Origin of the sequence: Isoptericola sp. BMS4, assembly GCF_011634835.1 — a bacterium.
Lineage (GTDB): Bacteria > Actinomycetota > Actinomycetes > Actinomycetales > Cellulomonadaceae > Isoptericola.
Map to the genome: position 1 here is coordinate 4,140,854 of NZ_SIRP01000001.1, position 22,238 is coordinate 4,163,091.

General features: G+C 73.2%; 22 protein-coding genes. 14 read left to right on the forward strand and 8 right to left on the reverse strand.

Annotation, left to right across the window (positions count from 1 at the left end):
• The first annotated feature begins 119 nt into the window (after window positions 1-119).
• Window positions 120-830, forward strand: a complete 711-nt coding sequence (pnuC, locus tag EYB28_RS18650) for a nicotinamide riboside transporter PnuC (protein ID WP_166851067.1) — start codon at window positions 120-122, stop codon at window positions 828-830.
• Between the two features lie 112 nt (window positions 831-942).
• Window positions 943-1,635 carry a GPP34 family phosphoprotein gene (locus EYB28_RS18655; protein ID WP_166851070.1) on the forward strand — a complete coding sequence of 231 codons (693 nt, stop codon included), beginning with the start codon at window positions 943-945 and terminating at the stop codon, window positions 1,633-1,635.
• Between the two features lie 29 nt (window positions 1,636-1,664).
• On the opposite strand, the gene EYB28_RS18660 is transcribed toward EYB28_RS18655, so the two are convergent.
• Window positions 1,665-2,909, reverse strand: coding sequence for an acyl-CoA dehydrogenase family protein (locus tag EYB28_RS18660; protein ID WP_166851073.1), 1,245 nt, complete (start codon window positions 2,907-2,909; stop codon window positions 1,665-1,667).
• Window positions 2,910-3,151: 242 nt separating this feature from the next.
• Here EYB28_RS18660 and EYB28_RS18665 point away from each other — a divergent pair, with 242 nt between their 5' ends.
• Window positions 3,152-3,637 (forward strand): NUDIX domain-containing protein, encoded by a 486-nt coding sequence (locus EYB28_RS18665; protein ID WP_166851075.1) that lies wholly within the window; start codon window positions 3,152-3,154, stop codon window positions 3,635-3,637.
• A 63-nt stretch (window positions 3,638-3,700) separates the two neighbouring features.
• Here EYB28_RS18665 and EYB28_RS18670 read toward each other — a convergent pair whose 3' ends face one another.
• Complete coding sequence (locus EYB28_RS18670; RefSeq protein ID WP_166852768.1) at window positions 3,701-5,044, reverse strand: Nramp family divalent metal transporter; 1,344 nt, start codon at window positions 5,042-5,044, stop codon at window positions 3,701-3,703.
• A gap of 148 nt (window positions 5,045-5,192) precedes the next feature.
• Between EYB28_RS18670 and EYB28_RS18675 the strand changes: the two genes are divergently transcribed.
• Complete coding sequence (locus EYB28_RS18675; protein WP_166851078.1) at window positions 5,193-6,521, forward strand: glycosyltransferase 87 family protein; 1,329 nt, start codon at window positions 5,193-5,195, stop codon at window positions 6,519-6,521.
• On the opposite strand, the gene EYB28_RS18680 is transcribed toward EYB28_RS18675, so the two are convergent.
• Window positions 6,507-7,043 carry a PadR family transcriptional regulator gene (locus tag EYB28_RS18680; RefSeq protein ID WP_166851081.1) on the reverse strand — a complete coding sequence of 179 codons (537 nt, stop codon included), beginning with the start codon at window positions 7,041-7,043 and terminating at the stop codon, window positions 6,507-6,509. The genes EYB28_RS18675 and EYB28_RS18680 overlap by 15 nt on opposite strands.
• 217 nt (window positions 7,044-7,260) lie before the next feature.
• On the opposite strand from EYB28_RS18680, the gene EYB28_RS18685 reads away from it, so the two are divergent.
• The 8 genes from EYB28_RS18685 (at window position 7,261) to EYB28_RS18720 (ending at window position 17,322) form a co-directional block, all read left to right on the forward strand.
• Window positions 7,261-9,054, forward strand: a complete 1,794-nt coding sequence (locus EYB28_RS18685; RefSeq protein WP_205710963.1) for a choice-of-anchor I family protein — start codon at window positions 7,261-7,263, stop codon at window positions 9,052-9,054.
• Window positions 9,055-9,184: 130 nt separating this feature from the next.
• Window positions 9,185-9,658 (forward strand): Rrf2 family transcriptional regulator, encoded by a 474-nt coding sequence (locus EYB28_RS18690; protein ID WP_205711064.1) that lies wholly within the window; start codon window positions 9,185-9,187, stop codon window positions 9,656-9,658.
• Window positions 9,659-9,734: 76 nt separating this feature from the next.
• Complete coding sequence (locus EYB28_RS18695) at window positions 9,735-10,190, forward strand: carboxymuconolactone decarboxylase family protein (RefSeq protein ID WP_166851086.1); 456 nt, start codon at window positions 9,735-9,737, stop codon at window positions 10,188-10,190.
• A 310-nt stretch (window positions 10,191-10,500) separates the two neighbouring features.
• A complete protein-coding gene (locus EYB28_RS18700) occupies window positions 10,501-12,090 on the forward strand; it encodes a hypothetical protein (protein ID WP_166851089.1) in 1,590 nt (529 codons plus the stop codon).
• A 328-nt stretch (window positions 12,091-12,418) separates the two neighbouring features.
• Window positions 12,419-13,501, forward strand: a complete 1,083-nt coding sequence (locus EYB28_RS18705) for a choice-of-anchor G family protein (RefSeq protein WP_166851092.1) — start codon at window positions 12,419-12,421, stop codon at window positions 13,499-13,501.
• The gene (locus tag EYB28_RS18710; protein ID WP_166851094.1) at window positions 13,498-14,076 is read left to right on the forward strand and encodes a hypothetical protein; all 579 of its coding nucleotides are present in this window, start codon (window positions 13,498-13,500) and stop codon (window positions 14,074-14,076) included. The genes EYB28_RS18705 and EYB28_RS18710 overlap by 4 nt, the downstream gene beginning before the upstream one ends.
• Window positions 14,077-14,263: 187 nt before the next feature.
• A complete protein-coding gene (locus tag EYB28_RS18715; RefSeq protein ID WP_166851098.1) occupies window positions 14,264-15,622 on the forward strand; it encodes a copper amine oxidase in 1,359 nt (452 codons plus the stop codon).
• 164 nt (window positions 15,623-15,786) lie between these two features.
• The gene (locus EYB28_RS18720) at window positions 15,787-17,322 is read left to right on the forward strand and encodes a flotillin family protein (protein ID WP_240930654.1); all 1,536 of its coding nucleotides are present in this window, start codon (window positions 15,787-15,789) and stop codon (window positions 17,320-17,322) included.
• A 75-nt stretch (window positions 17,323-17,397) separates the two neighbouring features.
• On the opposite strand, the gene EYB28_RS18725 is transcribed toward EYB28_RS18720, so the two are convergent.
• Entirely contained in the window at window positions 17,398-17,889 is a 492-nt protein-coding gene (locus EYB28_RS18725) for a GNAT family N-acetyltransferase (RefSeq protein ID WP_166851100.1), read from the reverse strand.
• Window positions 17,890-18,009: 120 nt separating this feature from the next.
• Between EYB28_RS18725 and EYB28_RS18730 the strand changes: the two genes are divergently transcribed.
• A complete protein-coding gene (locus tag EYB28_RS18730; protein ID WP_240930655.1) occupies window positions 18,010-18,792 on the forward strand; it encodes an SDR family NAD(P)-dependent oxidoreductase in 783 nt (260 codons plus the stop codon).
• A gap of 16 nt (window positions 18,793-18,808) precedes the next feature.
• Here the strand turns inward: EYB28_RS18730 and EYB28_RS18735 are convergent, their stop codons facing one another.
• Together EYB28_RS18735 and EYB28_RS18740 are read right to left on the reverse strand one after the other, a co-directional pair.
• A complete protein-coding gene (locus EYB28_RS18735) occupies window positions 18,809-19,066 on the reverse strand; it encodes a hypothetical protein (RefSeq protein WP_166851102.1) in 258 nt (85 codons plus the stop codon).
• Between the two features lie 129 nt (window positions 19,067-19,195).
• Window positions 19,196-19,795 (reverse strand): TetR/AcrR family transcriptional regulator, encoded by a 600-nt coding sequence (locus EYB28_RS18740; protein WP_166851104.1) that lies wholly within the window; start codon window positions 19,793-19,795, stop codon window positions 19,196-19,198.
• A 182-nt stretch (window positions 19,796-19,977) separates the two neighbouring features.
• Between EYB28_RS18740 and EYB28_RS18745 the strand changes: the two genes are divergently transcribed.
• On the forward strand, window positions 19,978-20,862 hold the full coding sequence (locus EYB28_RS18745; protein ID WP_166851106.1) for an alpha/beta fold hydrolase: 885 nt from the start codon (window positions 19,978-19,980) through the stop codon (window positions 20,860-20,862).
• 65 nt (window positions 20,863-20,927) lie between these two features.
• On the opposite strand, the gene EYB28_RS18750 is transcribed toward EYB28_RS18745, so the two are convergent.
• On the reverse strand, window positions 20,928-21,329 hold the full coding sequence (locus EYB28_RS18750; protein WP_166851108.1) for a hypothetical protein: 402 nt from the start codon (window positions 21,327-21,329) through the stop codon (window positions 20,928-20,930).
• A 130-nt stretch (window positions 21,330-21,459) separates the two neighbouring features.
• Window positions 21,460-21,897, reverse strand: coding sequence for an AAA family ATPase (locus EYB28_RS18755; RefSeq protein ID WP_166851110.1), 438 nt, complete (start codon window positions 21,895-21,897; stop codon window positions 21,460-21,462).
• Window positions 21,898-22,238: the final 341 nt, after the last annotated feature.

The following is a 22,238-nucleotide window of genomic DNA, read 5'->3' on the forward strand; positions in this document are numbered from 1 at the left end:
CACGCGCCCGGCGACGGGTGGGTGCCGCCGGGCGCCGTGTCGCCGGCGAGGGCCCCGCGCTCCCGGCGGACGGCCGCCCCTCACCCCGGCAGCCGCTCGACGGACCGGGAGAGTGAACGATGGACGCGATCGACGCGTTCTTCCACGCCACGCTGACCATCGGCGACCAGTCGCTGCTGTGGCGCGAGATCGTCGGCAACGGCTTCGGCCTGGCCTCCGCGCTGGGCGGGATGCGCCGCAAGGTGTGGGCCTGGCCCGTCGGCATCGCCGGCAACCTCGTGCTGTTCACCGTCTTCATGGGCTCGTGGTTCGGAGACACGGGCCGCGCCGACATGCTCGGCCAGGCGGGCCGCCAGGTGATGTTCCTCGTCGTGTCCGTGTACGGATGGGTGCAGTGGCGTCGTACACGACGCGCCGACCTGGAGGTGCGCGCCGACGGCAAGGTACCGGCGTCGGGCGGGGCGGCCGTGCACCCGCAGTGGGCGACGTGGCCGCAGCGACTCGGCATCGTGGTGGTGATGGTCGGCGGCACCCTCCTCCTCACCCCGCTGTTCCGCGCCCTCGGCTCGTACGAGCCGGTCTGGTCGGACGCCTGGATCTTCATGGGATCGCTGGTCGCCACGTACGGCATGGCGAAGGGGTGGGTCGAGTTCTGGCTCGTGTGGGTCGCGGTCGACGTCGTCGGTGTCCCGCTGCTCTGGTCGGCCGACTACTTCGCCACGGCCCTGATGTACGTCTTCTACGGCGCCTTCACCCTGGTCGGCTTCTTCGTGTGGTGGCGCATCCACCGCCGCGAGCAGGACCGCACCGAGGTTCCCACGGCGACGTGACGCCATCAGCGCGGCAGTCCGGGATCCGATCGGCAGTCGGAACTGCCGCGCCGATCCGGACATGCCGACGCGATCGTCACTCGTGCGCTCGACCCTCGGCGATGATCGGACCATGATCATCGCCGAGGACCTGCTGCTGCTCGCCTACGACGACGACTCCGGCAGGCCCCAGGTCGGCGCCGACGAGCTGGACTACCGCCTCGCCGGGGCGCTGCTGATCGAGCTCGCGCTGGACGGCCGCGTGGACGTCGCCGGCCCCGGCGACGTCACGGTCGACGGGGGCCCGGCGCGCGCGGGACGCGTCGTCGTGCGCGACCCGTCCCCGGCCGACCACCCGGCGCTGGACCGCGCGCTCGCCGTCGTCGCCGAGAGACCGAGACGGCCGAAGGAGCTCGTGCGCCCGCTGAGCAAGGGCCTGCGCGACGCCCTCCTGACCGGGCTCGCCGAGCGCGGCGTGCTGCGCCGCGAGGAGGGCCGGGTCCTCGGGATCTTCCCGCGGACGTCGTGGCCGGCGCGGGACTCCACGCACGAGGAGCTGCTGCGCGCGGCGTGCCGCGCCGCCCTGCTCGACCACGCGGCACCGGACGCCCGCACCGGCGCGCTCATCGCCGTCGCCCACGGGTCTGGGGTGGTGCGCGGACTGGTGCCGCGCGAGCATCGCAGGGCCGCCGAGACGCGGGCGAAGGAGCTGTCGACGCAGAGCTGGGCGAGCGGTGCGGTGAAGAAGGCCGTCGACGAGATGCTCGTCGCCGTCATGGTGCCGGTGATGGTCGCCGCGACGGCCGCGACCGTCACGACGACCTGACGCCCCGAGGCCAGTACCCCCGCTGCGCCTCAGGCGAACGCGGAGACCCCGGTGATGTCGCGGCCCACGATCAGGGCCTGCATGGACTCGGTGCCCTCGTAGGTGTGGAGGGCCTCGATGTCCGCGAAGTGCCGCGCGACGCGGTTGCCGAGCAGGATGCCGTTGCCGCCGAGCATGTCGCGGGCGACCGACGCGACCTCGCGGGCCTGCCGCGTGGTCGTGTACTTGGCGAGCGACGCCTGCTCGCCGGTGAGCGTGCCGGCGTCGGCGAGTCGCGTGACCTGCGCGACCAGCAGCTGCATCTGCGTGATCAGCGACAGCATGCGGGTGAGCCGCTCCTGCACCATCTGGTTGGCGGCCAGCGGCCTGCCGAACTGGATGCGCTGCGTCGCGTAGGCGGCCGCGGCCTCGTAGCAGGCGATCGCGTGCCCGACGGCGGACCACGCGACGGCCAGGCGGGTCGCGAACAGCACGGCCGCGGTGGCCTTGAAGGACGTGGCGCCGGGCAGCGCGGCGTCGGCGGGCACGAAGACGTCGTCGAGCACGATGTGCGCCTGCCAGATGGCGCGCAGCGACACCTTGCCCTCGATCGTCGTGGCGGAGTAGCCGGGGGCGTCCTGCGGGACCAGGAAGCCGTGCACCTGGCCGTCGCCGTCGTCGCCCACGAGGCGGGCCCAGACGACGGTGACGTCGCCGCAGGAGCCGAAGCCGATCCACTTCTTCTCGCCGCTGATCACGTAGCCTTCGACGCCGTCGCGGGTCTCGCGGCGGGCCGCCGTCTCGAGCGACACGGAGTCCGAGCCGTGGGTGGGCTCGGTGAGCGCGAACGCGCCGAGGATCTCCCCGCGCGCCATCGGCTCGGCGTACCGCTCGACCTGCTCGGGCGAGCCGTGCATGACGATCGAGCGCAGCGCGAGCCCGCCCTGGACGCCGCAGATCGTGGCGACGGAGCCGTCGCCGCGGGACATCTCCATGCTGGCCAGGCCCTCGGCCATGAAACTGATCCGCGGGCGCCCGGGCACGTCGACGCCGTCGCGCAGGAAGTCGTGCTCGGCGAGCTTCTTCACGAGGTCGAACGGGACCTCGGCGCGCTCCCAGTACGCGTCGATGACGGGGAGCACCTCGTCCTGGACGAACGCGCGGACGGCGAGCTGGTGCTCGCGCGCCTCGGGGGCGACGTCGGCGAACGCGCCGACGTAGTCGAGGTCCAGCGGCTGCGACACGTCGTAGTCGGGGGCGGTCACGCCGGGCATGACGGGAGCGGTGCGGGGCATCGTCGGCCTCTCTCTGCGCGGGGGTCCGGCGGTCCCGGGCCCGGGTGAGAAGGACGACCGGCGCCGCCAGGCTGGTGACTGCGACGCCGGTCTGCACCCATGGTGGCCCGCGACCGCGTCTCACGTCAACCGATACTCGGTCTCACCTTCGAGGTCGAGGTGCGGGCTCGAGGTCGAGGTGCGGGACCTCGACCTCGAGCCCTCACCTCGACCTCGCGCCCTGGCCCCGGCACGATGAGGCGATGGCGACGACGAGCGCGGGGCTGCTCCTGTACCGGGTCACGCCCGACGACCGGCTCGAGGTGCTGCTCGGGCACATGGGCGGCCCGTTCTGGGCGCGCAAGCACGCCGGCGCGTGGACGGTCCTCAAGGGCGAGCTCGAGCCGGGCGAGGAGCCGCACGACGGCGCGGTGCGCGAGGCCGTCGAGGAGCTGGGACGGCCGGTCCCCGCGGCCTCGACCCCGGACCTCGACCTCGGCGAGGTGCGCCAGCGCGCCGGCAAGAGAGTCCTGGCCTGGGCGCGCCGGTGGCCCGCCCCGGTGCCGGACCTCACCGCGATCCACGGGAACACGGTGGAGATCGAGTGGCCCCCGCGGTCGGGCCGGCGCGTCGAGGTCCCCGAGATCGACCGCGTCGCCTGGTTCTCCCCCGACGACGCGCGGGAGGTCGTCGTCAGCGCGCAGGCCGCGTTCGTCGACCGGCTCCAGGAGTCGCTCGCGGCGTCGTGAGCGAGCGCACCGGCACGAAGGGGCGTTCGCGCACCGGGGACGGCTCGCGGCCCGGAAAGGTTGTCAGCCGGTGAGGGTCAGCCAGAGCAGCACGACGTTCAGCGCGACGATCACCGCCGCCACGGCCCACGCCACGACCTGCGTGGCGACGCCGTTGCGGTACCGGCCGAGCAGCCCCGCCTCCCGGGTCAGGCGCACGAGCGGGACCATCGCGAACGGGATGCCGAAGCTGAGCACCACCTGGCTGACCACCAGCAGCCAGGTCGGCGAGATCCCCGTCGCCAGCAGCACGATCGCCGGCACCAGCGTGACGAGGCGCCGGGTGAGCAGGGAGACGCGCACCCGCAGCAGCCCGGACATGATCTCGGCCCCGGCGTACGCGCCGACGGACGACGACGCCAGCCCGGAGGCCAGCAGCCCGATCCCGAAGAGGACCGCGACGGCAGGGCCGAGCGACGACGCGATGGCGGCGTGGGCGCCCTCGATCGTGTCGGTGCCGGTCCGCCCGGGCAGGTTGGCGGCGGCGAGGAGCAGCATCGCGATGTTCACGCCGCCGGCGACGACCAGGGCCGCGACGACGTCCCACCGGGTCGCGGCCAGGAGGCGCCGCACGGTCGCCGCGGGCGCCTCGACCGTGGCGAGCGCCGCGTCGTCCCGGGCGGAGGTGAGTCGACGGAGCTCGCGCACGCGGGCGTCGTGGCGCACCCGGTCTCGCGCCAGGGACGAGTGCAGGTAGATCGCGTGCGGCATCACGGTGGCGCCGAGCATCGAGGCGGCCAGCAGCACCGACTCGGGGCCCGCGAGGCGCGGGACGAGCCCGCCCAGGACCGCGCCCAGGTCGGGCGGGGAGAAGAAGAGCCCCGCGCAGAAGCCCACGGTCAGCACGACGAGCATCGAGGTCACGACGCTCTCGAAGACCCGCTGCCCGCGACGCTGCTGCACGGACAGCACGACCATCGACACGACGCCGGTGATGACGCCGCCGAGCGCGAGCGGCACACCGAACAGCAGGTGCAGCGCGATGGCGCCGCCGATCACCTCGGCGACGTCGGTCGCCATCGCGACCAGCTCGGCCTGCACCCAGTACGCGATCCGGCCTCGGCGGGACAGCCGCTCGCCGAGCAGCTCCGGCAGGGAGCGCCCGGTGACGACGCCGAGCTTGGCGGACAGGTACTGCACCAGCACCGCCATCGCGTTCGCGGCGACCAGGACCCACACGAGCAGGTACCCGAACCGTGCTCCCGCCGTGAGGTTGGCGGCGACGTTGCCGGGGTCGACGTATGCGATGGCGGCCACGAAGGCGGGGCCGAGCAGGGTCACGAGGCGGGCCGCGCCGGGCCTCCGGCGGCCTGCCTGCCGTCCGGGCCGCCCGCTCGTGGCGGCCCCGCCCCTGCCGAGAGCCCGCATCGCGTCGCTCACCGTGCTCCGATCGTCCACGTTCGCTCCGTCCGAGTTTCGTCTACCCGAAATCATAGACGCGGCCTCCCACATTCTCCGGGATGGTGCGACCGGCCACGAGGGGCGGCCCCGGGAACGCTCGGGAAGATCTGGGAACATGGCCCGCGTGCCGCACCCCGTGAGCTCGCCCGCGCCGCCACCCGCACGCCGTCCCGCGGCGCTGCCGCGGCTGCTGCGCTCGCCCTGGCTGCTGGCGGCCGGGTTCGTCGCGGTGCACACGTGGGTGGTGCTCGCGGCGATCGCCTGGGCGTACACGGTCTACGGCGACGTCACGCTGTACGAGTGGTGGGCGCGGCACGGCCTGACGGCCGGCGAGTGGCCCGTGCTGGATTACGACTGGGTCTACCCCGCCGGCGCCCTGGTCCCCGTGGTCCTCCCCGCGCTCGTCACCGGCGGCCTGCTCGGGTACAAGATCGCCTGGACGGCGATGATCGTCCTCCTCGACGCCGTGGCGACGGTCGTGCTGGTGCGGTGCACGCGGCACGGCGTGCTCGGCGCCTGGTGGTGGCTGGTGTTCCTGCTCGCGCTCGGCCCCATCTTCGTCGGCCGGCTCGACGGCGTGATCGCACCGATGATCCTCGTCGCGCTCGTGCTCGCCGGCCGGCGCCCCGCGCTCGCCACGGCGATCGCCACCGCCGGCGCCTGGATCAAGATCGCCCCGGGCGCCGTCGTCGTGGCGCTGGCCGCGACCCGCGGACGGGTGCGGGACCTGTGGCGCTCGGTCATGGTCCCCGGCGCGGCGGTGAGCGTCGTGGTGGTGGGCCTGGCGATCGCCGGCGGGGCGGGCATGCGGGCGTTCAGCGTCTTCGGCCAGCAGGGCGCGCGCACCCTCCAGGTCGAGTCGGTCGCGGCCACCTGGTTCAGCGTCGCCCGCCTGTGGGACCCGGCCGTGTCCGTCGAGTACAACGACGAGATCTTCACGTACGAGGTGCAGGGCGAGGTCGCGCAGCGGGTCGCGGGCGCCCTCGACTGGCTGCTCCCCCTGGCCGTGCTGGCGCTCGCCGCGCTGACCTGGTGGGCGGCGCGGCGTCGCCCGGACCACACCGCCGACGTCCTCCTCCTCGGGGCGGCGGCGCTGCTCCTCGCGCTCATCGTGTTCAACAAGGTCGGCTCCCCCCAGTTCGTCGCGTGGATCGGGCCGCCGATGGCCGCCGCGATCGCGCTCGCCACACCGGGACACCGCCGCATCTGGGTGCCGCCCGCCGTGGGCGTGGTCCTCACGGCGCTCGCCACCCACCTGGTCTACCCGGTCGCGTACGGGGAGTTCCTGTCGGCCGTGCCGTGGATCGTCGTGGTGGAGGCGCTGCGCAACCTCGCGCTGGTCGTGCTGCTCGGCGGCGCGGCCTGGCGTATGGCCCAGCTCGCCCGCGGCGGGGTGCGTGACAGCCGGGAGCCCCGCGACGAGGCAGGGTCAGCCCTGACCTGAGGCGGCCTGGCGCTCGGCGTACGACCGGAACCAGTCCAAGGCGAACCGGTGGGCGGCGATGCCGTAGTCGAGCGTCGCGCGCTGGGAGGCGGCGACGTCGTCGTACCCCGGCGGCACCTCCTCGGTGTCGAGCTGCGCGTCCAGCGCGGTGAGCCGGTCCAGGTCGGTCTCGATCCGGTGCGTGACGAGCGGCAGCACCCGGGCCCGGTCGGCCGGCTCCAGCAGCCCGAGGAAGAAGAGGCGTGGCAGGGCGGCCGCCTCGGCGTCGGGACCGGTGAGCGGGCCGGTCATCCAGGCGTGGAACTCCCGGCTGCCCGCGTCGGTGACCCGATAGACCGTACGGCCCCGCGCGCCGGCCTCGCCCGCCTCGACGAGGCCCTGGTCCAGGAGCCGGTCCAGGGCGCGCCGGATGCTCCCGGAGCTCGCGCTGTAGAAGAGCATCACGCCCGCCTCGAAGCTCTTGCCGAGGTCGTACTGGCTCTGCGGCGCGATGAGCAGCAGCCCGAGGATGACGTGTCCCATGCCCCGAGCCTAGCCAATCTGTCTCTGAGACAGGTCTAGTAGACATGTCTCAGAGACACAACGAGAGATTCGCCCGCGACGTCACGGTCGCGCAGGCGCGTTCACCGCCGGGTCGCGCGTCGTTCACCCGGCACGCCCCCGGCCGCAACCCGCACTCCCTACGGTCACCGCGACGGCGCGTGACGTGCGCCGTCGGCCGCCGACCGAGGGAGCCCCCGTGCCTCGCACCCCAGCCCGCACCGCCTCACCGACCCGCCGCCGCGCCCGCGGGCCCGCCGCGCTGACCGCCGCCGTCGCGGCCGTCGGCCTCGCGGCGCCGGGCGCGCACGCCTGGAGCCCCGCCGGCGTCGTCGACGACCCGGTCACCGTGGTCGCGGACGACGCGCGGATCTCCCTGGAGCCGCTCGGCTCCTACGCGACCGGCGTCTTCGACGAGTCCGCCGCGGAGATCGTCGCCTACCACGCGCGCTCCGAGCGCCTGTTCTCCGTGAACGCGCGGGCGGCCGAGGTCACCGCGCTCGACGTGTCGGACCCGGGCGCCCCGCGCCGCCTCTTCGCCGTGCAGACCGCGGGGTTGCGCGCCGCCGACGGCTCGCGGATCCCCGCGGGGGCCGTGGCGAACTCGGTCGCGGTGCGCGCGGACGGCCTCGGCGTCGTGGCCGTCGAGTCCGACGTGAAGACCGACGCCGGCTGGCTCGTGCTCTTCGACGCCGCGGGCGACGGGAGCGCGCTGGCCGCCGTGCGCGTCGGGGCCCTGCCGGACATGGTGACCGTCGCGCCCGACGGGCGCACCGCCGTCGTCGCGAACGAGGGCGAGCCCGCCGACGACTTCTCCGTGGACCCGGAGGGGTCCGTCTCGGTCGTCGACCTCCCCCGCCGGCTCACGGGGAAGCACTCCGCGATCACTCAGGAGGACGTGCGCACGGCCGGTTTCCACGCGTTCGAGGGCGACGCGCTGCCGGACGGCGTCCGCGTCACCGGGCCGGACGTCGCGGACGCGTCGGGGTCGTCGGCGTTCCGCGTCTCGCGCAACCTCGAGCCCGAGTACGTCACCGTGCCGAAGGGCTCGCGCACCGCGTACGTGACGCTGCAGGAGGCGAACGCGGTCGCCGTCGTCGACCTGCGCTCCGCCACGGTGACTGACGTGCTGCCCCTGGGCACCAAGGACCACTCGCTCCCGGGCCAGGGCCTCGACCCCTCCGACGAGGACGGCGCCGCCGACGTGCGCGAGCTGCCGGTGCGCGGCCTGTACATGCCGGACGGGGTCGCGTCGTACACGTCCCGCGGCGAGACGTACCTCGTCACGGCGAACGAGGGCGACGCCCGCGAGTGGGGCGACTACGAGGACGCCGCGCGCGTCAAGGACCTCGGCGACGACGGGCTGGCGCCGGTCTGCGACGACTCCCCCGCGGCCGGCCTGCTCGACGACGCCGACCTGGGCCGCCTCGACGTCTCCGTCGAGGACGGGCTGCGGCCCGACGGCTCGTGCTACGGCGAGCTGTACGCCTTCGGCGCCCGGTCCTTCTCCGTCTGGACCACCGACGGCGAGCAGGTCTTCGACTCGGGCGACGACTTCGAGCGGGTCACGGCGGACGCGCTCGGCGACGCGTTCAACACGGACCACTCCGAGACGAGCTTCGAGGGACGCAGCGACAACAAGGGCCCGGAGCCCGAGGCCGTGACGGTCGGGAAGGTGGCCGGCCGCACGTACGCGTTCGTCGGGCTGGAGCGCGCGAGCGGGATCATGGTCTACGACGTCACCGTCCCGGCCGAGTCGTCCTTCGTCACCTACGTGTCGAACCGGGACTACTCCGTGTCCGTCGAGGACGCCGTGGACGACGGCGCGGACCCGGCGTCGACCCTGGCGTCCGCCGGTGACCTGGGGCCGGAGGGCATGGCGTTCGTCCCCGCGGGCGCGTCCCCGACGCACCGCCCGGTGCTCGCCGTCGCGAACGAGGTGTCCGGTACGACGACGCTGTTCGAGGTGGACCGCCTCACCGGGCGCCGCTGACGCGCGAACGGGTGTCGCGGTGCGTCAGGATCCGGCTCCTGACGGACCGCGACGCCCATTCGAAGCTCGGCCTGGCGGTGGCCCTCAAACCTGGATATGTTTTGTCCAGTAAGGAGGTGGCGACGTGCGGATGAACGAGGGCGTCGAGTGGGCGGCGCACGTGTGCGTGCTGCTGCACTGGGCCGAGGAGGGCGGCGACGCCCCGGTGCCGGCCACCCGGCTCGCGGCGGCCTACGACCTGCCCACGGCCTACCTCGTCAAGCAGCTCCAGGCCCTCGGCCGGGCCGGGCTGACGGAGTCGGTGCCGGGCCGGCGCGGCGGGGTGCGTCTCGCACGGCCGGCGGCGCGGATCACCCTGATGGACGTCGTCGCGGCGATCGAGGGCCCCGACGACGCCTTCGCCTGCACGGAGATCCGCCGGCAGGGCATGAACGCCGAGCGCCCCGCGCGCGACTTCGCGCAGCCCTGCGGCGTCGCGCACGCGATGCGCGAGGCCGAGCTCGCCTGGCGGCGCGCCCTGGCCGCCACCTCGATCGCCGACCTGGCGGGCTCCACGCCCGCCGGGCGCGCCGCCGACGCGCGCCGCTTCCTCGCGGCGCCCTGATCCCGGCCACGGCCGCCCCCGACGGCGCACCGTGGTCGATACCTGGATATCCGATATCTGCTTTGAAGGAGACAGCATGACGGTCACCGCCGCACGAGAGCCCCGCACCCCCACCCGGACGGCCAGCCCGGAGACGTTCCGGCTGCTGAGGGCGCTCGACGCCCGGATGAGCGAGTCGCTCGGCGCCGTCCTGTACGACCTCGTCAAGCTGCGCGCGTCCCAGCTCAACGGCTGCGCCTACTGCGTCGACACCCACGCCCGCGACCTCGAGCGGCGCGGCGTGCCGACCCGTACCGTCCACGGCGTCGCGGCCTGGCAGGAGAGCCCGTTCTTCGACGAGGAGCAGCGCGTCGCCCTCGCGTTCACCGAGACGCTCACCGCGGGCGTCGGCCACGTGGACGACCACCTGTGGGAGGAGGCCGGGCGCCTGCTGGGCACGGAGCGCCGCGCCGACCTCGTCGTCGCGGTCGGGGTCATCACCACCTGGAACATGAGCGCCATCACGACCGGGCTGCGCCCCTCCGCGACCTGACGGAGAGCTCCCGCCGAGATCTCCGCCGACATCTCCCCGTGGGCGGCGACAGGAATGGTGGCCGGCGGCCGGACGGCGGGCGACGCCGCCGTCCGGCTCGACCATCGGTGCAGGTCAGCGGCCTAGCCGCGCCGATTCCGGGCCGACACGAGCCCTCAAGATCTCGAACGTGTCACAACTTCCGAGAATGTGAAGAAATGCTGGACACCTTTCGGAGGAGTTGCGATAGTCACTGAGAAGGTCTCTGCCTCTCGATTCGCCGCGCGCGACCGAGGGGCACCGGTCTTCGACGGACAACCAGGGGGGAAGCATGCAGAGTGCAACGTGGGGTGCCGGGGGGCGCCCCCGGGGCAGGCCGCGGTGGACACGTGCCACCTCGCTCGTGGTCGCGATGGGGGTCGCGGGCACGATGGTCGGCCCGACCGGCGCGATGCCCGCCGCCGGTCTCGAGACAACGCAGGTCATACGGTCGCACGGCGCCGTCGCGCACCAGGTCCCCGCGGACCCGCACGTCGATCGGCCCGGCCCGGAGAAGCGTCCGGACGGACGGCCCGCGCCCGGCGAGGGACGCCGCGACCGGTCGGAGCGTCCCGGCGAGCACGCGCCGCGCCCGGGCCCCGAGACCACCGACAAGACCACCGACGAGACCCGGGTCGTGGACGCCGCGTCGCCGGTGCCGGCCGGCGGCGCGTCGCGCATCCGCTCCTCGGGATGGCGCCCGAAGGCCGACGTCTCGCTCTCGCTCGTCGGGCCGGACGGCGGCCCCGTCGGCGGTGCGGTGGCCGTGACCGCGAACGCGGAGGGCCGCGTCACGGGCCACGTCACGGTCCCGGTGCCCGCCGGCGCCGCCGCGGGCGCGTACACCGTGGTCGGCACCGACGAGGACGGCGGTTCCGCGACGGCGCGGATCGACGTGTACGCCCCGTCGCTGGAGGCCACGTCCCCGGTCCCCGCCGCGGGCCGCACCGGGATCGCCTCGGGCGGCTGGAGGGCGGCGTCCGACGTCACGCTGCGGCTGGCCGACCTCGACGGCAACCCCGCCGGAGACCCGACGACCGTGACGACCGACGAGGACGGCGACGTCCCGGCCGGCACCGTCCTCGCCGTCCCCGCCGTGCCGGCGGGAACGACCCTGACGGTCGTCGCCCGCGACGACGCCGGGGCACGGGTCACGGACGAGGTCACGGTGATCGCGGCCAACGACCCGGTGGTCGACGTGTCGTCGCCGGTGCCGGCCGGCGGCGAGATCCCGGTGACGTCCTCGGGATGGCCCGGCGAGACCGACCTCGTGCTGCGGCTGGCGGACGCTGCGGGAGCTGCCGCCGGCGACCCGGTGACCGTGACGACGGACGCGGACGGCACCGTCCCGGCCGGCACCACCGTTCCCGTGCCGGCCGGCACCGTGGCGGGCGTCCACACGCTGACGGCCGCCGACGGCGCCGGCCGCACCGTGTCCGACGAGCTGCGGGTCTACGCGCCGTCCCTGGAGGTCGAGCCGTCGGACGACCCGGACGCGTGCGCCCGGGTCGCGTCGAGCGGCTGGCTCCCGAGGTCCGAGGTCACCCTGCGGGCGACCTCCACCGACGGGGCACGCCAGGGCGCCCCGACCACCGCGACCGCCGACGAGGACGGGACGCTGACCGACGTGTGCGCACCCGTGCCCGACGACGTGCCGCGGGACGACGTCACCGTCGTCGCCGTCGACGACGAGGGCGGGCGCGCCACGACCACACCGGCCGCGGACCCGATGTCGGGCACACCGGCGCGGACGGTCGGGGCCGGGCTCGAGGTGGGCGACGGTGCCCGCTCGGCCGGCACGCCCGTCGCGGTGCTCACGCTCGTGGTCGACGCCGCGACGCTCGTCGCGGCCCGGCTCGCGTCCCTCTTCCCCACCGGATAGCGGACGGCGGCAGCCCGGAGAACGGTCGCCCGCGGCCCGTCGCCGCCGTTCTCCGGGTCCCGCCGCGGGCGGCGGCCGGGACGTCCGGGCCGCCGTTCCGGCGCGCCCCGGACCGCGATCGCGCTGGTGGGACCGCGATCCTCAGTTCGTGATCAAAATGTGACGAACCCCTGGACACGGCCGTCGGGAGTTGCGATAGTTCCCCCAGGGCCCCTTTTCCGGCACTTCGGACTCGGGGCCTTGATCTCTGAAATACCACCAGGGGGGAAGTATGCAGAGGAAAGTACGCAGCCTGAAGCGGTCACAGACCGTTCTGGCAGGTGTCGCGATGGGGGTCGCGGGCACCATGGTCGCCTCGACGGGGGTCGCGTTCGCCGACACCGTCGACGTCGACCCGCAGGGCTCCGCGGGCGTCGAGGCCGACGCCCTCGCCTCGGACCTGCTGGGCACCGCCCTGGCCGGGGCGGACGACTCGGAGAAGGCCGGGGCCGCCGCGAGCGTCTTCGGTTCGAGCCTGCTCGGCAAGGACGTCGCCGGACTCGCGCAGTCGGAGGCGACGTTCCCGTCGAACCCCGGCCCGAACACGGCCGACCTCGACGTCGAGGCGCTCGGCGACAAGAGCATCAGCGTCGACGGTGTCGACGTCCCGCTCGACCAGATCATCGACTTCGGCCAGCTGGGCGCGCTGCAGAGCGAGTCCACGGCGACCGACGAGCTCAACACCGAGGCGATCTCCGGCCTGCTGGGCGCCGACGGCGCCATCACGCTCGACGGCGAGGACGGCGACTTCGGCGCCGCCGAGATCGACCTGCTCTCGCTCTTCGACGAGCTCGAGGTCAACTCGCTGACCGACGGCGTCGTCGACGAGGCGACGCTCCGGCTCGGTGCGGGCGGCGCGCGCGTCGTCACCGAGGACGGCGAGTTCGTCGACCCGGACGGCGTGGGTGGTCCCGGCGAGTACCGCGTCGGCGAGGCGAGCGCCATCGCGCACTCGCCGCTCATCGAGCAGGCCGCCGGCCAGCTCTACGACGCGATCGGCACCTACGAGAAGCAGCTCGTGGGCAAGGTCAACGAGCTGATCGACACCACGGCGATCACCGGCACCCTGCCGGCCGGCGTGGACCTCAGCGAGACGTGGATCGAGTCGGACATCCAGGACAAGGTGTTCGCCGCCGTCCTGGACGAGCCGATCACGACGAAGAACAAGTTCCTCACGATCGACTTCTCGACGGGGACCGCGACGATCCACCTCGACCAGCTGCTCTCGGGCGAGCTGCGTCCGGGCCAGCCGACGGGTCTCAACGCGCAGAACCCGAACACGGAGCTCATCGACGACGAGATCTACCCGATGATCGCCGAGAGGCGCAGAACCCGAACACGGAGCTCATCGACGACGAGATCTACCCGATGATCGCCGAGAGCGTGCACGACGCCATGAACGAGGCGACGCACATCGCGCTCGGTGCGGTCGAGGGCGCGCTCGAGAGCGTCACGATCCACTTCGTCGCGGACGTCACTACGCCGCTGCTCGGCAACGCCACCGCCAAGTGGGACGTCAACCTCATGAGCGGTGACCTCACCAACGTCACCTGCGAGGGCGAGGGCCTCCTCGGTGGTCTGGGCTGCACGACGCTGAAGACCACGGTGAGCACGCTGGGCCCGGTCGTCGAGACGGCGCTCGTCCCGGCGCGCGACTTCGTGCTCGGCGACGGCGGTCAGCAGCTCTTCGACACGCTGATCGGCGACATCAAGACCGGCGCCATCACGGTGCCGGTGCGTCAGGCGCTGGAGCCGTTCATCGAGCAGGTCGCCCAGGTCGTCTCGGTGCAGGTGAACCACCAGGCGACGCAGACGTGCACGGCGGACGACGGTTCGGAGCGGACCAGCGGTCTGCAGGTCTCGGCGCTCAGCGTCGGCCTCGTGCCGGCCTCGGACGCCGGGCGGCTCAACCTCGGCAACGCCGGGGCGAGCATCACCGCCTGCTGATGCGCGACCGTCGCGCCGGGCACCGGCGCGACCCGCACTGACGCGGGCGTGACCGTGCGGCACCACCGCCCGGTCACCCGCACGGAGAACGGCGGTCCGGTACGTCCGGGCCGCCGTTCTCGCGTTGCGCGTCCGCCGTCGTCACGCCCACCATCTCGCCACATATCTCGCCACGTTCGGAGCAAGCATGTCCTCTCGTCGTCTCCTCACGTCGCTGGTCGCCGCCGGGGCCCTCGCGTCGCTGCTCGCCGGGTGCACGGACCAGGGCGACGAGTCCCCGCCCGCCGCGGCCGATCCCTCGGCGCCGGGCGCGGCGCAGGAGTGCGAGGACGGCGAGCCCGTCACGCGGACGCTCGACAACGGCGCGTCGTGGTCGATGTGCTGGTCCGTGGACCCCAAGCTGGGGCTGGTGCTCCGCGACGTCCGGTTCACGCCGACGGGCGCGGACCCGATCCCGATCCTCGCGTCGCTGTCGGTCGCGCAGCTCGAGGTGCCGTACGACGACGGGGGGCGGTCGACCTCGGACATCACGGAGGCCGGGTTCGGCGGCACGAAGATGAAGACCCTCACGGACACGGAGTGCGCCGGCGAACGGCTCGAGACCGCCGTCCCGAACATCGGCGACGGCACGTTCGGCGAGGCGCCGGTGCGCGAGGTGCTCTGCTCGGAGACCGTGGACACCGGCGTCGGCTACCGGTCCAGCGACGGCGGCACCCTGGTGGCGGACCGGAGCAGCGCGTGGCAGCTCTCGTCGATCTCGAAGGTCGGCTGGTACGAGTACATCGCGCAGTACTCCTTCGGCTCCGACGGCAGCATCCGGCCGGCCCTCGGCGCGACGGGCGACATCTCCCCCGTCGACTTCACCGACCCCGAGCACGGGTGGCCCGTCGGCGAGGGCGACGAGGCCCACGCCGCGAGCCACTCGCACAACGTCGTGTGGCGCGCCCACTGGGACCTCGGCGCCGGGGGCGAGCTCGCGGCCGAGCAGTACGACGCCGAGCCCACCGGCGAGATGGGCAGCGAGTCCCCCGTCCTGGAGGGGGCGCTGACCCGGCTGCCGAGGCCGACCACCGCCGAGTGGACCGACCGGCGCTGGTGGCGCGTCCTGGCCCCCGACGTGCTCAACGATGACGGCCACCCCGTCTCGTACGAGATCGACCTGGGGAAGACCGACTCGTTCGAGTTCACGCACGACCACCACGAGCACGGCGACGACGCCGGCTACGACGTCGCGTTCACGAACGCGGACGAGTGCCAGGTCTTCGCCACCCACAACGACGGCCAGTGCGGCAGCGGCGTCCTCGACTACGTCGACCGGGGGAAGGGCGACGACCTGGGCGACGTCGTCTCGTGGGTCGCCGTCGGCTTCCACCACGTGGTGCGCGACGAGGACCAGTCCCCCATGGACACGCACTGGCAGGGGTTCACCCTGCTCCCCCGCGACCTGACGGCGCAGCGCGTCGCGGTCCCGCCCGAGCGCGAGGAGCTCAACGGCGTCCCGTCCAACGAGTGGACCGAGGAGTACGAGGAGCTGCTCGACGACTGAGGCCGTTCCGTACGGTGTGCGCGGGCGACCGAGCCGATGACCGTCCGGCGGCGAGATCACCCGGGGATATGGCGGTGTCGAGGAGATCCGGTCACTAGGGTGTGAAGGTTCGCCGCACGCCGCCACCGGGGTCGCGTGCCGGGCGGGCCGGGAGAGGGAGCAACGTGGAGGGGTTCTTTGCCGCCGTCGGCGGTGCAGGGCTGGCCGTGGGCATCGTGGTGCTGGTCGCCGTCGCGGCGGTCGTCGCGCTGGTCGTCATGCTCGTGATGCGCGCCTGGTACAAGGTCGCGCGAGCCGACGAGGCGCTCGTGATCGTGGGGCGCAAGCGGCGCAGGTCGGACGGGCCGACGGCGAGCTTCTCGGTGATCCGGGGCGGCGGCGCGGTCGTCAACCCGATCACGCAGCGCGCGGAGACGCTGTCGCTGCGGGCGCGCCAGATCATGGTGCAGCCGACCGCGCAGTCGATCCAGGGCGTCACCGTGGACGTCACCGGGGTGGCGCTCGTGAAGGTCGGCTCGGACGACCAGTCGATCGCCCGGGCGGCCGAGCGTTTCGTGTCGCAGGACAACGCGATCGAGGTGTTCACCACCGAGCAGCTCGAGGGCGCCCTGCGCGGCGTCGTCGCGACCCTGTCGGTCGAGCAGCTCATGCGCGACCGGCAGGAGCTGTCCGACCAGATCGCGACGCTCATCAAGAGCGACCTGGCGGAGCAGGGCCTCGTGCTCGACAGCTTCCAGATCCAGGGCATCACCGACGCGAACGGCTACGTGCACGCGCTGGGCGCCGAGGAGGTCTCGAAGGTCAAGCGTCAGGCGGAGATCGCCCGCATCGACGCCGAGCGGCAGATCAAGGCGCGCGAGATCTCGACCAGCGAGGAGACGCTGATCGAGCAGACGCAGTACGACAAGAACCAGGCGGCGGCCGCGTCCGACGTCGGCGAGGCGCGCGCCGAGGCCGAGCAGGCGGAGGCGCTCGCACGGGCCCGCGCCGAGCAGGGCGTCCTCATGCAGCAGGCCGAGAACCGCCAGGCCCAGCTCGACGCGGACGTCAAGCGTGTCGCCGACGCCGCGCAGTACGAGGAGCAGAAGAAGGCCGACGCCCGCGCGTACGCGCGGATGAAGGACGCCGAGGCGGCGGCCGAGGTGCAGCGCCGCGAGGCCGACATCAACGAGTACGAGCGGCAGAAGAAGGCCGACGCGGACGCGTACGCCCAGGTCAAGGCGGCGGAGGCGGAGGCCCGCAAGGCCCAGCGCGAGGCCGAGGCGACCCGACTGCAGGCGGAGGCCGAGGCGGACGCCGCCCGAGCGCGGGCGCAGGCGGAGGCCGACGCGATCCGCCTGGCCGGCGAGGCGAAGGCCGCGGCGATCGAGGCCGAGGCCGAGGCACTCATGAAGAACCAGGAGGCGGTGCTCGCGCAGCGGTCGCTCGACGTGCTGGTGCCGATGATGACGGAGTTCGCCAAGGGGTACGGGAACGTCGGCAACGTCATGGTGCTCTCGGGCTCCGGCGAGAGCGGCGCGTCGTCGCACATGGCGGGCGAGGCCGCGATGGGCATGCGCGCCATGTTCGACACCGTGCGCGAGGCGACCGGCATCGACCTGTCCAGCGTGATCCAGGGCAACGCCGTGGGGCGGGGCATCGCCAACGCTCAGCAGGGACCGGCCGAGCCGGAGCGCCCGGTGGACCCGACCGACAACTGACGCACCGTCCGCCGAGGCGCCCGAGCGGCCCGGACCCGCAGCCGCGGGCCCGGGCCGCTCGCGTGTCCCGCAAGCTCAGCGCACGAGGCGGACCTCGGCGAGCCCCAGACCGTCGTCGACGTAGCCGGCTCCGTCGGGGAGGAACCCGTTGCGGCCGTAGAACCGGCGCGCCCGCGGGTTGTCCTCGGCGACCCACGGCTGGGCGGGCGTCCCTGGTGCGACGACGGCGTCGAGCAGCGCCTGCCCGACCCCGGTGCCGTGGTGCGCCGACAGCACGTACAGCGAGAGCAGCTCGCGGTCGCGGACGGGCTCGTGGTCCCCGATCCTTCGCCCCTGCCCGTCGATGGCGAACCCGACGACCTGCCCACCGCGCTCGGCCACCGTGACCGCGGCGCCGTCGTCGAGCCGGCGCTGCCATCGTGCGGTCCGTCGCTCCAGCGTGTCCGTCTCCCAGTGGTCGGCCGGCAGCAGCCGCGAGTACGTCTCCACCCACGACGTGTGGTGGACGAACGCGCAGCCGGCGGCGTCGTCGGGGGCGGCGGGGCGGATCACGGCCGGGAGGGTCATGTCGACGATCCTGCCGCACACCGCGGTCCCGGCCGCGCGTCGGCTCGGCATGGCCGACGCTCCCGCGGGCGAGGCGACGGCGTCGTCACTAGCGTCGGGGGCCTCGACCACTGGAGGTGCATGATGACGACGGAGGGCAGGGTCGCGCTGGTCACGGGCGCGGGGTCGGGCATCGGCCGCGCGACGGCGGTGCGCCTGGCACGCGACGGCGCGACGGTGGTCGCGCTCGGGCACCGCCAGGAGAGCGCGGACGACGTCGCCGACGAGATCCGCCGTGACGGCGGCAGGGTGCTGCCGGTGTCGGCCGACGTCGGGGACGTCGCCGCGGTGCGCGCCGTGCTCGACCGGGTGGAGCGCGAGCTCGGGCGGCTGGACACCGTCGTCGCGAACGCCGGGGTCAACGGCGTCTGGGCCCCGCTCGAGGAGCTGGAGCCGGAGGAGTGGGACAGCACGATCACCACGAACCTGACCGGCACGTTCCTCACCGTGCGGTACGCGGTCCCCCTGCTCGTGCGGCAGGGCGGCGCTGTCGTCGTCGTGTCGTCGATCAACGGCACCCGCACGTTCAGCAACTCCGGCGCGTCGGCGTACGCGGCGAGCAAGGCCGGCCAGGTCGCGTTCGCCCGCATGGCCGCCGTCGAGCTCGGCCCGCGAGGCGTGCGCGTCAACTCCGTGTGCCCCGGCGCCATCGACACGGAGATCGGCGACAACACCGAGCACCGCGACACCGGCAACCTCGGCGTGGACGCCGACTATCCCGAGGGGCAGATCCCGCTGACCGGCCAGGAGCCCGGCGTGGCCGCGCAGGTCGCCGACACCATCGCCTACCTCGTCTCCGACGCCGCGAGCCATGTGACCGGCACCGAGGTGTTCGTCGACGGGGGCCAGTCGCTCATCGCGTGACGGCGTCCGCGCCCGGCTAGACGGAGAGCGCCTCGACGGTCCACGCGGCCTGGATCAGGACCGTCGAGGCGAGTACCACCCGAGTGCCGTCGCGTCGGCGGACCGCCAGCTCGACGAGCTCATTGGCGACGGCTGCGACGACGGCCGCGGCCGTCGTCACGCTCACCCACGCCGGGACGGTCGCGGCCCCACCGGCCCGCCCGTCGACGTTGGCGAGCCACGCTGCGACGTAGAGCGACCCGAGCACGACCTGCAGCAGCAGGAGGCCGATCATCCACGCTCTCCTGACCGGCTCGTCCGCCGGGGTCCCCGGCCTCTCGGCCGTCGACGCGGTCGGCTCGCCGACTCGGCGATCGGTGTCCATGCATCGGCCTCCGGGACGGTTGACTCCGGCCACCGTACGTTACGGGTTGAGCCGGCGTGATCGGAGTTCTGTCATCGCTGCGGAGACCGCAGCGCGCGCCACCGCCTCAAGCCCCTCGGTGCTCAGACTCGTCCGGCTGAGGACGGCCAGGGACTGGTTGGCAGCCGCCAGCTGCAGCGCGACGTCGTCCGCGGTCGATGCGGCGACCCCAGCACCGAGAAGTGCCGTCGTGATCCGCTTGCGCTGCGACCCGAGGAGGGCGTCCGCCTGGGCAGCGGCACTCGCCGGCAGGGTCGGACTGGCGATCACGGACTGCGCGACCAAGCATCCGCGCGGCACGTCGGGGTCCGCGATGCGCTCGAGCGTCACGTCGAAGAACGACGTCAACGCGGCGCGGACGTCCGCCGTCTGCGATCCGAGTGCCTGCTCGTACCGTTCGCCGTACCGGCTCCCGTACCGCGCCAGGCACCGCTGGAACAGCGTGGCCTTGTCGCCGAAGGCGTTGTAGAAGGAGCTGCGCCCCAGGCCCATCGCGGCGCCGAGGACGTCGATGGAGGAATCCGCGTACCCGCGCTCCCAGAAGACGAGCATCGCCGCCTCCACCGCCACGTCGGCGTCGAACGCCTTCTTCCCGGCCACCCTCGACCACCTTCCCGCTGAGTCGCTCCACCGCTCGCCTCGATCCACCCTATCTTGGATCGATCAGTACAAGATGGCTATGGTAGCCCGGTGACCACCGACCTGACCTCCTTCGAGCGCCCGTCCCGGAGTGGAAGCAACGGCGTGCCGATCCCCGTCGTCGACGAACACGGAGCATCACGATGACCACGACCATCCCGCACCTGGACGAGACAGGCTTGGCCACCGAGTACCGTCACGTCGACGGCGTCCGTCTCCACGCCCTCGTGGGCGGGAACCCTGCAGGCCGGACCCTCGTGCTCCTGGCCGGGTTCCCCCAGGACGCCCGGGCCTGGCTCAAGACCGCGGCCCACCTCGCCGAGCACTACCGGCTGGTCATCCCCGATCTCCCCGGGCAGGGCCGATCCGGCCGGCCGGCGGACGGCTACGACACCCAGACGATGGCGGCCCGTGTCCATGGCCTCCTCCAGCAGCTCGGCGTCACCCGATATGCGCTGGTCGCGCACGACGTCGGCGCGTGGACCGCGTTCCCCTACGGCCTCCTCTACGGCGACGAGGTCCAACGCCTCGCGCTCCTCGACGCCGGCATCCCCGGCATCACCCTGCCCGACTCGGTCCCGCTCGATCCCGAGCGAGCGTGGAAGACGTGGCACTTCGCCTTCCACCAGGTGCCGGAGCTCCCCGAGGTCCTGCTCAAGGGCAACGAACGGGACTACATCGCATGGTTTCTCCGGGCGAAGACGCACGACCGGACAGCCTTCTCGGATGCCGACGTCGATGCCTACGCGGCGTCTTTCGCCTCGGACGGCGGCGTCAACGCCGGGCTCGCCTACTACCGCGAGGCCGCGCGCTCCGCCGAGCAGAACCGTGCGCTCCTGGAGACGAGGCGTTTCACGATGCCCGTCCTCGGCGTCAGTGCAGAGTTCGGCAGCATCCCCGACATGACGGCGCCCGTCCAGCCCTACGCGGACGACGCTCGGAACGTCACCATCCCGGGTTCGGGGCACTTCATCCCCGAGGAGCAGCCCGAGCTCCTCGCCGCCGCCCTCCGGGAGTTCGTGGGCTGAGACTCGTTCTGCTCGTCTGTCGGCCGCCGCCAGGTGGTCGACAGACGAGCGCACGCTGCCGTGCCCTACAAGACGTCGAAGCCGACGAACGCCAGGACAGCCGTCGCGGCAGCGACCAGGGCGGCGAGCAGGACTCGAGCGCGAAGACGCCGGTGCGTGTCGAGGATCAGGCCGACACCAAAGATGCCCGCCGCGACGACGACGCCGTAGGCGACTCCGCCATGCTCCACGCCGGCGCCCCAGCCCATCCACGAGCCTGTCGCGAGAGCGGCGACACCGGCGGTGAACCACATCGGCAGCTCGACGTCCGTCACGAGCGTGATCAGGAACGTGATCGCGAGCGTGACCAGCACGGGCAGCACGGCCCAGATCAGGAGCGAGTAGCCCACGAACGCGAACCAGCCGAGGTCCACCATCCGCCAGCCGCCGTCGGCGACGACGACCGCGGCGACAGCCGCGGATGCCAAGGACGCGCGCCGCATGCTCGGCAGAGCGGCGTCCGCGCGGCCCCAGAGGTGCGCGGGAGGTGTCGTCGGCGTCGGTGCTGACACATCGATCACGCTACGCCGACCGTGGGCTCGCGCGCTCTCACGCGGCTCACCGCAGCTTCTCGATCGCGTCGGCCAGCTCGCCGACGGGCAGGCGACCGTCAAGCTCGACGGTCGCTCCTCGCCGAAGCAGAGGTTCGACGTCCACGACATACTGGCGAATCTCGGCCCGCTGCTCCGCTGAGTGTCCATACGGATTGTTGGTCCGTGTCGCGGCGCGCTCGACCAGTACCCCGACAGGGGCGCTCAGCAGCACCACATGCTCGAACCGGCCATAGAAGCGGCCCTGGTTCTCGACCGTCCCCGAGACCACCACGTCGCCGTGACGATCCAGCAGCTCGCTCATCCGAGCCTCGTCCCACACCGCGCCGGGCAACTCCCAGCCGTCATAGTCGGTGTCGACGGTCAGACGCCCACGCCGAGCAAGCTCCTCCAGCAAAGTCGACTTCCCCGCGCCCGACATCCCAGTGACGAGAACGCGCACCATGCCATGAGCGTACGCACTCGACAGGTCGAGCGACTGTCCACGTTCGCGGGCATCGCGACCATGCCCAATTCGATCGAGGACGAGGATCGTGCCGTGGTCATCACGATGCGTCGCCGCGCTCCCGACGAGGCTGTCGCCCCTACCGGTGCGAAACGGACGACGGCGCCGCGCGACCCGTTTCTTTGCGACTGTTGCGGGACCAGCACCAAAGATTCGAGCCCCTGACCGGCGTTTGCGCTGGTCAGGGGCTCGAATCCCACTGTGGGTGCGGTAGCGGTGGTGTCCAGTCTCAGGACATCGGAATGGGGTGTCTCAAGACATCGGCATAGCGTGTCTCGAGT